Consider the following 14,708-nt stretch of genomic DNA (forward strand, 5'->3'; position numbering starts at 1 on the left):
TCGGCAATTCCGTTGGGACAACGGGATTTCAGCAAGGAACTTCATATGTCTACTCCCATCATCGATCGCCCCGCCGCTCGGGCGGGCGCCGGTCGTCCTCGGGTTTCCCGCCCCGTCGTCGCCCCGGAACTGCGCCGTAGCGACAACCCCGCCGCCGCCGTGCTGCGGACCGCCGCCTCCGGCCCGGTCTCGCGCGACAATGCCGCGCGGGCAACGGGTCTGAGCATCGCCACCGTGAATCGCCAAGTGGCCTCGCTGCTTTCGGCCGGTCTGCTGCGCGAGAGGCCCGATCTGACCGCTGCCGGCGCGGTCGGCAGGCCCCGCGTGCCGTTCGAGATCGACCACGACGCCTACCTCACGCTCGGCATCCACATCGGTGCCGCGGCGACCAAGATCGTCGCGGCCGATCTGCGCGGCCGGATTCTGGGTGGCCTCGCCATCGCGACCCCGCAGACCGGCCAGGAGTTCGCGGTCACCACCGTCGCCCGCAGCGCCAAGGCGTTCCTGCAGCGCTGGCACCGGCGCACCCCGCTGTGGGCGGGCGTCGCCATCGGCGGTCGCGTCGATTCGCACACCGGGGTGGTCGACCATCCCAAGCTGGAATGGAAGGGCGCCCCGATCGGTCAGGTGCTCGGTGACGTGCTGGAGCTGCCGGTCTCGGTCGCGCCGCACGTGGAGGCGATGGCCGCCTCGGAGCTGCTGCTGCCGACCTTCGACGCGCGCAGGCCCGAGCCCGACACCGAACTGCCCGCCACCCAGAACGGCAGCAGCCTCTACTTCTACGTCCGCGAGACCGCGGGCATCGCCGTCACCCTCGACGGTCGCGTGCACACCCCGAACAACGGCCCCGGTTCCATCGCGCACCTGCCCACCGGCTCGGACGTGCAGTGCACCTGCGGCCGTCGCGGCTGCTTGGAAGTGACCGTCGGCGATCGCGCGCTGCAGGCCAGGGCCGTCGGCCGCGGCATCATCCCGGCGCACAACGGCACCGCGGGCACCACCATCGCCGACCTGTACCGGGCCGCCGAGTCCGGGTCCGACGGCGCGCGGGAACTGCTCGCCGAGCGGGCCACGATGCTCGGGCAGACCGTCGCGCTGGTCCGCGACATGCTCAACCCCGACCGCGTCGTCCTCGGCGGCCAGGCGTTCACCGGGTATCGCCCCGCGCTGCCGCACGTCGCCAGGGCCTTCACCCAGAGCACCCAGCTCCCGCCCACCGACATCCGGATCAGCGGATTCGGCGGCAAGGTGCAGGAATTCGCCGCCGTCGTCACCTCGCTCAGCGCGCTCTACGCCGACCCGCTGGCCGCCATCCGCCGGATCTGAGCGGAGTCACAGGCAGACGAACGGCCGCTTCGGCACAGTCGAAGCGGCCGTTCGGCATTCGCTAGCGGGGGTTGAAGGCGCCTTCCAAGGCGGTGATGAAGAACGGGAACTGCGCGGCGAAACGGTGCAGGTTGCGGTCGCGGTCGTAGCCAGCGAACCAGTACAGGCCGGGCTGGGAATCGGCCGACGGGTCCATGTCGCGGAAGGCGCGGATCCAGTTGTCGGCCCGGCCGCTGATCACCGTGTACGGCAGGGCGCGGGAGAACACCGTCTCCTGATCGATCGGCGGGATCTGCTCGCGGGCCACGGTATCCAGGCCGCGCTGCATGGCGCGCACCCGGCCCGCGACGGTGTCGCCGAGGGTGGTCCTGGTCGGCAGGTAGTTCGGCAGCAGGATCGCGGCCACACCGGCCAGCGCGATCGCGACGCCGACCAGCGCGTGCCCGGAGGTCAGCGCGAGCACCACGGTGGCGATCACGCCGAGGACGATCAGCGCGCCGCCGATCCAGCGGGGGAGCGCGCGCTGCTTCGGGTCGGCGAAGGCGCCGGTGGCGACCGCGTCGGCGCGCATCGCGGCGCGGATCGGGTCGAGCTGCATCCGGCCCGGCGCGCGCAGCTCGCGCACGGCGACGGTGTCGGTGCCCTCGGGCAGCAGCATGTCGTAGACGGTGCGCTCGTAGTCGCGCAGCTGATCGTCGGGCGCGTTGACCCGGCTGATCCGCCAGTCGTCCTCGCCGCGCGCGTTCACCGGGGTGATCCAGATGTAGCGCCGGACCGCGAGATCGACGACGGTGGCGGCGATGTCGACCGGGTCGACGTGCTCGTCGAGCAGCAGACCGGCCTCGCCGGGGAGCACGCCGTCGGGGGAGGTGAAGTCCACCCGGCCGCCCTGCTGGACGATCGGCTGGAAGGTGTCGCTGCCCGCCGGCGCCGCCGCGGCGCGCTTCCTTGCGGTCAGCACGTAGGCGATCATCGCCGCCAGCGCCAGCAGCAGCGCGCCGAACGCGGCGAGGACCGGGGTGGTGAAGGCGAAGAAGTTGTCCGAGTCGCCGCCGCGCACATCGGCGTTGGCGGGCACGGTGCCGGGCGGCAGCTGCAGGGTGAGGTCGATCGCATCGCCCTTACGCAGGTCGCGCTGGCTCAGGTACAGCACGCCGTCGGGTTCGGTGTGCACATCGGCGCACGGCTTGGGGCTGCCCGCCGGGCCGAGCTTGCAGTCGACGATGCCCATTTGATAGCTGGGGCTGATCACCGAGACGTCGAGCGCGGCGATATCGGCGTTCATCACGCCGAGCCAGTGGAACACCTGGGTGCCCGGCGCGTCGGAGACGGTGTTGTGCACCGAATAGGTGAACTTGGATTCACCCGGCTTCGCCTCGACGACGAACTGGTCGTTGACCGTGGTGGCGGTGCCTGCGCCGCTCGCGGTGACATCGGTGACCTTGAAGACGCGCTCGACATCGTCGCCGACCTTCAGGCGCAACGGCAGTGACATCGTGAAGTTGCCGTCGGCGGGCACCCCGACGGTCTCGGTGACCTGGAGCACACCGTCGTCGGTCAGGGTGAGATCGGCGGTGATCGTGACGCCGGCCGGCGCGGGCTCCGTGTGGGCTACCGGCGCGGCCGCGAGCAATCCCGCCGAAGCGAGCAGCAGCGCGCCTGCGGCGCCCCCCCGAAAAGTCAGCATGGCTGCTTACTCTAGACAGCTTGCTATTCTGCGTCAGCGGCTGTCGGCGACTCACGAGACGAGGGGGTACGGGGGCGTGACCCAACCACCGTACGGTTATGGCCCGGTCGGTCCAGGTGGACGACCGGTTCCGCCGCCCCCTGGCTATGGGCAGCCCCCGGGATATCGACCGCAACCCGGTTACGGGCCGCCCGGTTATCAACAGCCGCAAGGTTATCCACAGGGCTACGGTCCGCGACAGGGCTACGGTCCGCCGTCCGGCTACCGGCCGCCGCCGATGCCCTACGGCCCGCCCGGCAGGCCGACCCCGCCGCCGCGCAAACGCCGCGGCGGCCTGACCTCGCTGTTCCTCGTCGTCGTCTTCCTCGTGGTCGGCGGCCTGGTGAAGTTCGCCGTCAGCACCGGCCTCGACGCCGGCATCGGCGCGATCGGCCCGAAGCCGAGCACCACCTACACCCCGCAGCCCGGCACCGCACCCGCGGCCACCGGCGACAATCCGCTGCTCACCGACGCCGACGGCACCCTGGTGCCCGCGTCCTGCGATTACGCGCCGTGGGGCACCCAGGTCGAGAAGGCGCGCGCCTTCTTCGAATCGGCGGCGACCTGCCTGGAGGCGGCCTGGAAGCCGTTGCTGGCGGCCAACAACCTGCCGTTCGAGTCGCCGACGCTGAGCGTCACCGCGACCACCGCGGGCATCACCACGCCGTGCACCGGGTCGACGAGCAACTTCGCCGCCTTCTACTGCGCGGCGAACAAGACCATCTACATGCCGATCAGCCAGCTGCAGACCGATCAGTTCCGCGACAACTGGGTCGTCTACCTGTCGGTGTTCGCGCACGAGTACGGCCACCACGTGCAGGCCCAGTCGGGCATCCTGCGCAAGGCCAACTCCGAACGCGTCGACGCGGGCGCCCGCTCGCCCAAGGGGCTCGAGCTCTCACGCCGGGTCGAGTTGCAGGCCAACTGCTTCGACGGCATGTTCATCGCGTCGTCGAAGGGCGGCGGTTCGCTGTCGGGCTCGCAGGTCACCGTGGCCACCAAGGACTCCTACGGCCGCGGTGACGGCCCGGGCGACATGCGCGATCACGGCACCTCCGAGCACGGTGGGCAGTGGTTCGAGGCCGGGTTGCAGCGCAACCTCACCTCCCAGTGCAACACCTTTACCGCCGCCGCGAGCGAAGTGAGCTGATTGTCCTGTCCCAACCGCCCGGACCCTATGGACCCGGGGCGCCCTACGGATATCCGCAGCAGGGGCAGCCGCCCTACGGGTACCCCGCGTCCTACCAGCAGCCGATGTACCCGCGCCCGCTGCCGCCGCCGTACGGCTATGCGCCGCAGGGGTATCCGCCGCCGCGCCGAGGTGGTGGCGGCTGGTTCGGTTCGCTGCTCACCGTACTGACGGTGTGCGGGATCGTCGGCGCGCTGCTGGTCGCGGCGGTCTCGCTGTCGGAGGACTCGTCGAAGAAGAACGTCGCCAAGACGACGACGCCGAGTTTCACCTACAGCAGCTCGGCCACTCCGGCACCGACCACGACGACCCAGACCACCGTGCGCACCTCGGCCCGCACCACCGCGCCGACGACGACGAAACCCGCCGGGCCGCAACCGGTGATCGCGCTCGGCCAGCATCCGCTGTTCCGCGACAGCAGCGCGTTCCTGCCGAACATGGATTGCGACCTGCCGCGCTGGTCCACCGACGCGGCCACGGCCAAGGCCTTCTTCGCGGCCGCGCAGGGCTGCTTGGATCAGATGTGGCGGACCAACCTGGCCGCCGCGAACCTGCCGTTCCGCAGTCCGGGCCTGGAAGTCGCGGTGAATCCGTCCGAGCTGTCCTCGCCGTGCGGCGGCGCCACCAGTGACGCGTTCTACTGCAGCGCGTCGAGCACCATCTACATGTCGACAGCCGGGCTGGTCCTGCACAACACGCCGTACCCGCCGATGGAGGCGCTGTCGGTGTACGCGCACGAATACGGCCACCACGTGCAGGGCCTGACCGGACTGCTGCAGGCCTCGTCGAATCAGCGCCGCGAGCAGGGCGCCACCTCGGCGGGCGGGCTGGAGACCTCACGCCGAATGGAATTGCAGGCCAGCTGCTTCGGCGGCATGTACATCGGCTCGGCGGAGGCGGGCGGTTCGTGGACCTCGCAGGAGGGCTACGCCGCGGTCAAGCACAACTACAACCGCGGTGACGGCAACGGCCGCCACCGCGATCACGGAACGCCTGAGCACAACGGCAATTGGTACAACCAGGGTTACTCGAAGAACCGCAACTTCGAATGCAACACCTGGTTGTCCCCGGCCGACGAGGTCAGCTAGGGGTCAGTGACCCCCGTAGTGCCCCTCGCCGAAGCGACGCGGCGAACTCCCGTGCACGCCTTCGGCGTACGCGGTCTCGGCGTGCAGGGCGAAGTCGATGCCCGCGGTCTCGTCTTCCTTGCTGACGCGGAACCCGATGACCTTGTCGATCAGCTTGCCGATCACGAACGACACCCCGAACGCGTACGCCGCGACCACGAGCACACCGACCAGCTGCTTGCCGAGCTGGGCGAAGCCGCCGCCGTAGAACAAGCCGTTCACCCCGCCGGTCATCACCTCGGTGGCGAGCAGGCCGATCAGGATCGTGCCGACGATGCCGCCGACGAAGTGCACGCCGACCACGTCGAGCGAATCGTCGTAGCCCGCCTTGTGCTTCCAGCCGACGGCGAACGAACACACGACACCGGCCGCCAGGCCGACGATCACCGAACCGACGGTGTTGATCACGCCGCAGGACGGCGTGATCGCGACCAGGCCTGCCACCGCGCCGGAGGCCGCGCCGAAGGTGGTCGGCCTGCCGTCGCGGACCTGCTCGACGATCAGCCAGCCGAGCATGCCGAGACTGCCCGCGACCAGGGTGTTCAGGAAGACCGCCGCCGCGGTGCCGGTGGCGCCGAGCGCGGAACCGGCGTTGAAGCCGAACCAGCCGAACCACAGCAGACCCGCGCCGAGCAGCACGAACGGCAGATTGTGCGGACGCATGGCGTCGATGTTGAAGCCGATACGCGGGCCGAGTACCAGGGCCAGCGCCAGCGCCGAGGCGCCCGAGGCGATCTCGACGACCAGGCCGCCCGCGTAGTCGAGCGTGCCGAAACCGAGCAGCCAGCCGTCAGGTCCCCACACCCAGTGCGCGATCGGGGCGTACACGGCCAGCGTCCACAGCGGGACGAAGACCATCCAGCCGGAGAACTTGGCGCGGTCGGCGATCGCGCCGGAGACCAGCGCGGCGGTGAGGATCGCGAAGGTCAGCTGGAAGGTGACGAACAGCAGCTCCGGAATCGTGCCGCGCACCGAGTCGGGATTGATCCCGGCCAGGCCGACGTGCTCGAGATTGCCGATCAGGCCGCCGCCCGCGTCGTCACCGAAGGCCAGGCTGTACCCGGCAACCAGCCAGACCACCGTGACCAGCGGGATCGCGATGAAGCTCATCATCAGCATGTTCAGCACGCCCGTGGAGCGCACCATCCCGCCGTAGAAAACGGCCAGCGCCGGCGTCATCAACAGCACCATGGCGGTAGCCGCGAGAAGCCAGGCGGTGGCCGCAGGATCGATCGTTGCGGGCACGGTAACTCCTTTCACGCGTGATTGCGTTGCAAGGAAATTACCGAATGCTCACCGGCCGCGCTGGTGTCGCCCGGGTTCTAGCCCCGGTTTTCCTTCGCCAGTGCCCTGGTGCCGCGCTTGCCGGGAACGGGCAGGTCATCGCCGTCGGCGAGCCATTCGGCGGTGATCAGCCAGCGTCGCTGGGCATGCGCGTCGGCCACATCGAAGAAAACCCGCCTGCCGCGATCGTCGCGTGCGTCCCTGGCCAGCGCGGCCCAGCTCGGCGGCCTGCCCCGCTCGGCGGTGTGCTCGACGACGAACCCGGCGACCAGCTTGCCGATCATGTTGACCGGTTTCTGCGAGACCCGGTTGCCGTACTTGGTGGTGTGCCAGCGGCGGGCCGGGCACAGCGAACCGGGGTTCGCGTTCGAGGCGATCCAGCCAGCGCGCTGCGCCCGCTCGATCAGCCACAGATGCTTGACCGCCGACGGCGCGATCTCGCCGACCCGCTCGGCGATCAGCTCGGAGACCTCGGCGTCGGCGAGGATGTCGCGGCGGGTCGGCCCGATGCCGTGGTCGGTCCAGTGGGCGGCGGCGAGCCGGGCCAGGATGCGGCCGAACTCGTCGATGCTGCGCTGGGCGCGCCTGCCGAGACGCTCGATCCGCTCGGCCTCGCGGCGCATCTCGTTCTGCGCGGTGAGGGTGCGGATGGCCGCCATCGTCGGCACCTGCCCGCGTTCGAGCAGTTGCAGGATGGCGGCGGCGGTCGCCGGGTCCGCCGCGGCGGCGACGGGCAGCGAATCGCGCTTGATGTCGAAGTCCTGGGGGCTGATCGCCCGGCTCAGCAGGCCGACCGCGGCGTGGTCGCCGGCGAAGTCGGTGTGGGCGAGCCAGGCGGCTGCGATGTCATCACACGACAGCACGGTGAAACGTTCCTCCGGTCGGCGGTGGGGGAGCGATACGGTGCGCGAAGGTTGTGCCCCGGTCGGGATGAGGGACCGGCCGGGGTCACCAACCTGATGAAGGTTTGGCCACCGAAGTTGCCGAGATCCACGGTAGCCAGGCGCTTGCGCTGCTGTCACGACGATTGATTGTTTCGTTACATCTGGAAAGAGGCTGTCAATCGGGGAACGGGTACGCATTTCCGCCGCAACCAGGATCAACCGCCGTTCCTCCGGGCATTCGCCGCGCGTGAAATAGTCGACAACTCGGCCGTAGCGCCTCGTCGACCGGGTTTGCCCACCCGCTCCGAACCTGCACTCGAACTGTGATCTGCATCACGTTTGTGCGACGGGATGCGGGCGAGACGGTGACGCGTCGGCCGCTCATCCACATGTCACAGTGCGGCGGTAGCCTGTGGGCCGTGGCTCTGTACCGGAAGTATCGACCGGCGACGTTCGCTGAGGTAGTGGGTCAGGAGCATGTCACCGACCCGCTGAGTACGGCGCTGGATACCGGACGGATCAGTCACGCGTATCTGTTCTCCGGTCCGCGTGGCTGCGGCAAGACCTCCTCGGCGCGCATCCTCGCCCGCTCGCTGAACTGCGTGGAGGGGCCGACCTCCACGCCGTGTGGGGTCTGCGCGTCCTGCGTGGCGCTCGGGCCGGGCGGCGCGGGCAATCTCGATGTCATCGAGCTCGACGCGGCCAGTCACGGTGGTGTCGACGACACCCGTGAGCTGCGTGATCGTGCGTTCTACGCGCCCGCCGAGTCGCGCTATCGCGTGTTCATCGTCGACGAGGCGCACATGGTCACCACGGCCGGCTTCAACGCGCTGCTCAAGATCGTCGAGGAGCCGCCCGCCCACCTGATCTTCATCTTCGCCACCACCGAACCGGACAAGGTGCTGCCGACGATCCGTTCGCGCACCCACCACTACCCGTTCCGGCTGCTGCCGCCCGCGACCATGCGCGGCCTGCTCGGCAAGATCTGCGAGCAGGAGCACGTGCCGGTCGAGGAGGCGGTGTATCCGCTGGTCATCCGGGCGGGCGGGGGTTCCCCGCGCGACAGCCTGAGCGTGCTCGACCAGCTGCTGGCCGGTGCCGGGCCCGAGGGTGTCACCTATCCGCGCGCGGTCTCGCTGCTCGGCGTCACCGATGTCGCGCTGATCGACGACGCGATCGACGCGCTGGGTGCCGACGACGGCGCAGCGCTGTTCGGCACCATCGACAGCGTGATGGAGGCGGGCCACGACCCGCGCCGCTTCGCCGTCGACCTGCTCGAGCGCCTGCGCGACCTGATCCTGCTGCGCGCGGTCCCCGACGCCGCCGAGCGCGGCCTGGTCTCCGGCCCCGGCGACGTCCTGGAACGCATGCGTGACCAGGCCGAACGCCTCGGCCCCGCCACCCTCACCCGCTACGCCGAACTCCTGCACGAGGGCCTCGGCGAAATGCGCGGCGCGACCGCCCCCCGCCTCCTGCTCGAGGTCATCTGCGCCCGCATGCTCCTCCCGTCGGTCTCCGACGCCGAATCCGCCACCCTCCAGCGCCTCGAACGCCTGGAGCGCGGATTCGCCGGTGGCGCAATCGCTCCCGCCCCCGCCCGCCCCGGCCCCGCCGCCGGTGAACCCGCCGCCGCGCCCGCCGCCACCCCGCCCTCCCGCCCCGCGGGTGGCGAGAACCGCCGTCGCGGCGCCGAACTCCTGGCCGCCGCCCGCGCCGAAAAAGAAGCGGCCGCAGGCGGTTCGGTGCCGCCCGCCCCGAACCGTGAGCGCCCGGCTACGGGCGGGCCGACTGCAGTGGGTGGATCGGCCGCCGCCGGTGGATCGGCCGCAGTGGGCGGACCGGCTGCCGCCGATGGGCCGACCGCAGTGGGCGGACACGCTGCCGCCGGTGGACCGACTGCCGCTGGTGGAGCGACTGCCGCCGGTGGAGCGACTGTCGCCGGTGGAGCGACTGCGGTCGGCGGACCGGCCGCGACAGGCGAACCGATCGCGGCGGGTGGAGCGGCCGCAGTGGGTGGGCCGATGGCAGGTGGAGCGGCCGCTGTCGAGCCTCCTGTGCAGGCCGCAGCGCCGGTGCGGGATTCGGCTCCGCAGCCGGCCGCCCAGTCGAACGTGTCGACCGGAGGGCCCGCCGATGCCCGAGCGCACGGCGGGCCTGGGTCGGAAACGCCTGCCTCGCAGGCATCTTCGGTGGCCGAGCGGGATGCCGCTTCGGCCACGCCGCCGCTCGCTGATCGTCCGGTCGATACGCACGGGCAGCGTGCGGCTGTGACCGGGCAGGATCCCGACCCGGTGCCGAACGGCCAGGGTGTGCCCGCCGTGCCGGGTTCGGCCGCGCAGTCCGGTGCGACGTTCGCGCGTGGACCGGAAACATCAGCACCGCAAGGTGGTTCGCCCACGCAGGTGGGTGATCACGCCGGGTCGGATCCCGTCGCTGCTCGGCCCGCGGCTGCGCGAGCAGCGGATGCCGGTTCGGTACCCGCTGCGGCCCACCGTCCGGCGCCTGCCGAGCATCGGTCAGCGTCCACTGACGCGCATCGATCCGAACCCGGCGCCGCGCATCGGCCGGAGTCCGCTGCTGCGCATCGGACCGAACCCGGCAGCCCGCATCGTCCGGAGCCTGCGACCGCGTACCAGCCAGAATCCGCTGCGGCGCCCACGCAGGAACCTGCCGCTGCGCATCGGCCGGAGCCCGCCGCTGCCCATCGTCCGGAACCTGCCGCTGACGCGCATCGGCCGGAGCCCGCCGCTGCGCATCGTCCGGAACCTGCCGCTGACGCGCATCGTCCGGAACCTGCCGCTGACGCGCACCGGACCGAACCCGGCACCCCGCATCGTCCGGAGCCTGCCGACGCGCCGACGCCATCGGCCGGGGCTCCGCAGCCGGCCGCGGCGCAGGCCGAGGACCTCGTTGCCCTGGTAGACGGGGCTTGGGCGGAGATCAAGGGGAAGGTGCGGGAGTTCGGGCCGACCTTGCAGGCCCTGTTGTCGGGGGCTGCGGTGTCGCGGGCCGAGGGTGACGTGATCGTGTTCGCGCATCAGAGTCCGCCGTTGGCGCAGCGGCTGTCGGATCCGCGCAATATCGACGCGGTGCGGTCGGCGGTGCGCGCGGTGCTCGGCCGCGAGCTGGATGTGCGCTGGGAGACGGGTGCGCCCGCGCCGCGTCCGGCGGCGAAGGCGGCGAGCGCTCCGGCGCGCGGTGCGGGTCAGGGCGAGGCCAAGCCGGCGGGGCGGCCCAAGTTCTCCCGGCCCAGCCAGGCCAACGGCAATCAGGCGGGTCAGGCCAAGCGGGCCGCCGACGACGACATTCCGCCGCCCGATTCCCCCGACCTTCCCGACGACCCCGGCCCCGATGCGGGGTACGGGCCCGATTCGAGCCGGTCCGGTGGCGATTCCGGGCACGGTTCACGGCCGGGCGACGCGGTGCTGGCACCGCCGACCCCGGAAGAGGAGCAGGAGATGCTGGCCGCCGCCGCGGAGCCGGTGGCTCCCGGTGATCGGCAAGACCCGGACGAGGTCGCTCTGGCGTTGCTGCGGGACGAGCTCGGAGCGAAGAGTCTGGATGGTTGACAGCCACCGGCTGGACCACGTTAAGTTAACCGGAGTTCGCACACCACGGTAGTATGAACGGGTGGCCGGAATCGCCGGATGGAGCATGGCTCTGTGCTCCGTCGGCGCTGCCGGATTTGTACGGCGTCGAGACAGTTGGTCGTGGCGTTCGTGCGGCCACCGCACCCCAAGGAAGGAAACACTCCGATATGACCACAGAGGCCTACATCTACGAGGCCATCCGCACTCCGCGCGGCCGCGGCAAGAAGAACGGCTCGCTGCACTCGGTCAAGCCGATCGATCTGACTGTTGGTCTGATCCAGGAGCTGCGTGGCCGCTTCCCCAACCTCGACGAGGACCAGATCTCGGACCTCATCCTCGGCGTCGTCACCCCCGTCGGTGACCAGGGCATGGACATCGCCCGTGTCGCCGTCACCATCGCGGGTCTGCCCGACACCGTCGGTGGCTTCCAGCTCAACCGCTTCTGTGCTTCCGGCCTCGAGGCCGTGAACCTGGCTGCGCAGAAGGTTCGCTCCGGCTTCGACGACCTCGTCATCGCCGGTGGCGTCGAGTCCATGTCGCGCGTGCCGATGGGCTCCGACGGCGGCTCGTGGGCGCTCGACCCGGCCACCAACTACGACGGCTACTTCGTGCCGCAGGGCATCTCGGCCGACCTGATCGCCACCATCGAGGGCTTCTCCCGCGATGACGTCGACGCGTACGCGGTGCGTTCGCAGGAGCTGGCCGCCAAGGCCACCACCGGCGGCTACTTCGCCAAGTCGATCGTCCCGGTCAAGGACCAGAACGGCCTCGTCGTGCTCGACAACGACGAGCACATGCGTCCCGGCACCACCGCCGCCGACCTGGGCAAGCTGAACCCCTCCTTCGCCGGCATCGGCGAGATGGGTGGCTTCGACGCCGTCGCGCTGCAGAAGTACACCTACATCGAGAAGATCAACCACGTCCACCACGGTGGCAACAGCTCGGGCATCGTCGACGGCGCCGCCCTGGTGCTGATCGGCTCCGAGGAGGCGGGCAAGAACTCGGGTCTGACCCCGAAGGCCCGCATCGTCGCGACCGCGACCTCCGGCGCGGACTCGACCATCATGCTGACCGGTCCGACCCCGGCCGCCAAGAAGGCGCTGGCCAAGGCCGGTCTGACGATCGAGGACATGGACCTCGTCGAGATCAACGAGGCGTTCGCCTCCGTGGTGCTGAAGTTCCAGAAGGACCTCGACGTCCCGGACGAGAAGCTGAACGTCAACGGCGGCGCGATCGCCATGGGCCACCCGCTGGGTGCCACCGGCGCGATGATCACCGGCACCGTGGTCGACGAGCTGGAGCGCCGCAACGCGCGCTACGGCCTGGTCACCCTGTGCATCGGCGGCGGCATGGGTGTCGCCACCATCATCGAGCGCGTCTGATCCCCGGCCGAAACTTCTCATAGGAGAGAACGAAAACTTATGACTGACAACATCATCGGCTGGGAGAAGGACGCCGACGGCGTGGTCGTCCTCACGATCGACGACCCCAGCCAGGGCGCCAACACCATGAACGACGCCTACCTGGACTCGATGGCCGCGACCGTCGACCGCCTGGAGGCCGAGAAGGACGACATCACCGGTGTCGTGCTCACCTCCGGCAAGAAGACCTTCTTCGCCGGCGGCGACCTGAAGAACATGATGCAGGTCGGCCCGGAGGACGCGGCCGCGGTCATGGACATGGTCACCCGCGTGAAGGCCCCGCTGCGTCGCCTCGAGCAGCTCGGCAAGCCGGTCGTCGCCGCCATCAACGGCGCCGCCCTCGGCGGTGGCCTGGAGATCGCGCTGGCGACCCACTACCGCGTCGCGGCCGACGTCAAGGGCTCGGCCATCGGCCTGCCCGAGGTCTCCCTCGGCCTGCTGCCCGGTGGCGGCGGCGTGACCCGCACCGTGCGCATGCTCGGCCTGCAGGGCGCGCTGATGCAGGTGCTGCTGCAGGGTCAGCGTCACCGCGTCACCAAGGCCAAGGAAATCGGCCTGATCGACGAGGTCGTGTCCTCGGTCGAGGAGCTGCTGCCCGCCGCCAAGGCGTGGATCGCGGCCAACCCCGAGGCGGCCCAGCCGTGGGACAAGAAGGGCTTCAAGATCCCCGGCGGCACCCCGTCCACCCCGGCCTTCGCGGCGAACCTGCCCGCGTTCCCGGCCAACCTGCGCAAGCAGATCAAGGGCACCAACATGCCCGCCCCGCGCGCCATCATGGCCGCGGCGGTCGAGGGCGCGCAGGTCGACATCGACAACGCGCTGACCATCGAGGGCCGTTACTTCACGAGCCTGCTGACCGGTCCGGTCGCGAAGAACATGATCCAGGCGTTCTTCTTCGACCTGAACCACATCAACGGTGGCGGCTCGCGTCCGAAGGACGTGCCGAAGCGTGAGATCAAGAAGATCGGTGTCGTCGGCGCCGGCATGATGGGCGCGGGCATCGCCTACGTCTCCGCCAAGGCCGGCTACGAGGTCGTCCTCAAGGACGTCAAGCTCGAAGCCGCCCAGAAGGGCAAGGCGTACTCGGAGGCCCTCGAGGCCAAGGCCCTCTCCCGTGGCAAGACCACCCAGGAGAAGTCCGACGCGCTGCTGGCCCGCATCACCCCGACCGCGGACGCCGCCGACTTCAAGGGCGTCGACTTCGTGATCGAGGCCGTGTTCGAGAACCCCGAGCTCAAGAACAAGGTCTTCCAGGAGATCGAGGACATCGTCGACGCCGACGCGCTGCTCGGCTCGAACACCTCGACCCTGCCGATCACCCTGCTGGCCGACGGTGTGAAGCGCTCCGAGGACTTCATCGGTATCCACTTCTTCTCCCCCGTGGACAAGATGCCGCTGGTGGAGATCATCAAGGGCGAGAAGACCTCCGACGAGGCGCTGGCCCGGGTGTACGACTACACCCTCGCCATCAAGAAGACCCCGATCGTCGTCAACGACAGCCGTGGCTTCTTCACCTCGCGCGTGATCGGTACCTTCATCAACGAGGCCATCGCGATGGTCGCCGAGGGCATCGACCCGTCCACCATCGAGCAGGCGGGCCTGCAGGCCGGTTACCCGGCGGCGCCGCTGAAGCTCTCGGACGAGCTGAACTTCACCACCATGCAGAAGATCTACAAGGAGACCGCCGAGGCCATCCTTGCTGCCGGTGGCGAGCTCAACGCCGCGTCCGCGAAGACCGCCGAGGTCATCGACTCGATGGTCAATGAGCACAAGCGCTCCGGCAAGCTGGGCGGCGCGGGCTTCTACGACTACGTCGACGGCAAGGCCACCGGCCTGTGGGACGAGCTGCGCTCGATCTACAACTCGCAGCGTGAGCTCCCGGAGGGTGTCACCTTCCAGGACCTCAAGGACCGGATGATGTTCGCCGAGGCCATCGAGACCCAGAAGTGCTTCGACGAAGGCGTGCTGACCAGCACCGCCGACGCGAACATCGGCTCGATCTTCGGCATCGGCTTCCCGGCCTGGTCGGGCGGCTCGCACCAGTTCATCGTCGGCTACCCCGGTGGCCAGGAGGCCTTCGTGGCCCGTGCGGACGAGCTGGCCAAGAAGTTCGGCCCGCGCTTCGAGGTCCCGGCCTCGCTGCGCAAGTAAGCGGCACCCG

Annotated in this window: 8 protein-coding genes and 1 pseudogene; 6 read left to right on the forward strand and 3 right to left on the reverse strand. The window is 70.0% G+C overall.

Features of this window, described 5'->3' with window-relative positions; translation table 11 throughout:
* Positions 1-45 precede the first annotated feature (45 nt).
* Positions 46-1,326, forward strand: coding sequence for an ROK family protein (locus tag AB0L91_RS13255; RefSeq protein WP_355281012.1), 1,281 nt, complete (start codon positions 46-48; stop codon positions 1,324-1,326).
* Between the two features lie 61 nt (positions 1,327-1,387).
* Here AB0L91_RS13255 and AB0L91_RS13260 read toward each other — a convergent pair whose 3' ends face one another.
* Entirely contained in the window at positions 1,388-3,013 is a 1,626-nt protein-coding gene (locus AB0L91_RS13260; RefSeq protein WP_365009711.1) for a DUF2207 domain-containing protein, read from the reverse strand.
* Positions 3,014-3,290: 277 nt separating this feature from the next.
* On the opposite strand from AB0L91_RS13260, the gene AB0L91_RS13265 reads away from it, so the two are divergent.
* Together AB0L91_RS13265 and AB0L91_RS13270 are read left to right on the forward strand one after the other, a co-directional pair.
* Positions 3,291-4,202 carry a neutral zinc metallopeptidase gene (locus tag AB0L91_RS13265; RefSeq protein WP_365009713.1) on the forward strand — a complete coding sequence of 304 codons (912 nt, stop codon included), beginning with the start codon at positions 3,291-3,293 and terminating at the stop codon, positions 4,200-4,202.
* 104 nt (positions 4,203-4,306) lie between these two features.
* Positions 4,307-5,329, forward strand: coding sequence for a neutral zinc metallopeptidase (locus AB0L91_RS13270; RefSeq protein WP_355281007.1), 1,023 nt, complete (start codon positions 4,307-4,309; stop codon positions 5,327-5,329).
* Between the two features lie 3 nt (positions 5,330-5,332).
* On the opposite strand, the gene AB0L91_RS13275 is transcribed toward AB0L91_RS13270, so the two are convergent.
* Together AB0L91_RS13275 and AB0L91_RS13280 are read right to left on the reverse strand one after the other, a co-directional pair.
* Complete coding sequence (locus tag AB0L91_RS13275; protein WP_365009715.1) at positions 5,333-6,613, reverse strand: ammonium transporter; 1,281 nt, start codon at positions 6,611-6,613, stop codon at positions 5,333-5,335.
* A 77-nt stretch (positions 6,614-6,690) separates the two neighbouring features.
* Complete coding sequence (locus AB0L91_RS13280; RefSeq protein WP_355281003.1) at positions 6,691-7,515, reverse strand: hypothetical protein; 825 nt, start codon at positions 7,513-7,515, stop codon at positions 6,691-6,693.
* 440 nt (positions 7,516-7,955) lie between these two features.
* Here AB0L91_RS13280 and AB0L91_RS13285 point away from each other — a divergent pair.
* The 3 genes and pseudogenes from AB0L91_RS13285 to AB0L91_RS13295 form a co-directional block, all read left to right on the forward strand.
* Positions 7,956-9,638: pseudogene (locus AB0L91_RS13285) on the forward strand (DNA polymerase III subunit gamma and tau); the annotation flags it as partial.
* 1,655 nt (positions 9,639-11,293) lie between these two features.
* Entirely contained in the window at positions 11,294-12,508 is a 1,215-nt protein-coding gene (locus tag AB0L91_RS13290; RefSeq protein WP_365009718.1) for an acetyl-CoA C-acetyltransferase, read from the forward strand.
* A gap of 39 nt (positions 12,509-12,547) precedes the next feature.
* Positions 12,548-14,698, forward strand: coding sequence for a 3-hydroxyacyl-CoA dehydrogenase NAD-binding domain-containing protein (locus tag AB0L91_RS13295; protein WP_355281000.1), 2,151 nt, complete (start codon positions 12,548-12,550; stop codon positions 14,696-14,698).
* The last annotated feature ends 10 nt before the right edge of the window (positions 14,699-14,708 follow it).

This window comes from Nocardia sp. NPDC051833 (assembly GCF_040681225.1).
Lineage (GTDB): Bacteria > Actinomycetota > Actinomycetes > Mycobacteriales > Mycobacteriaceae > Nocardia.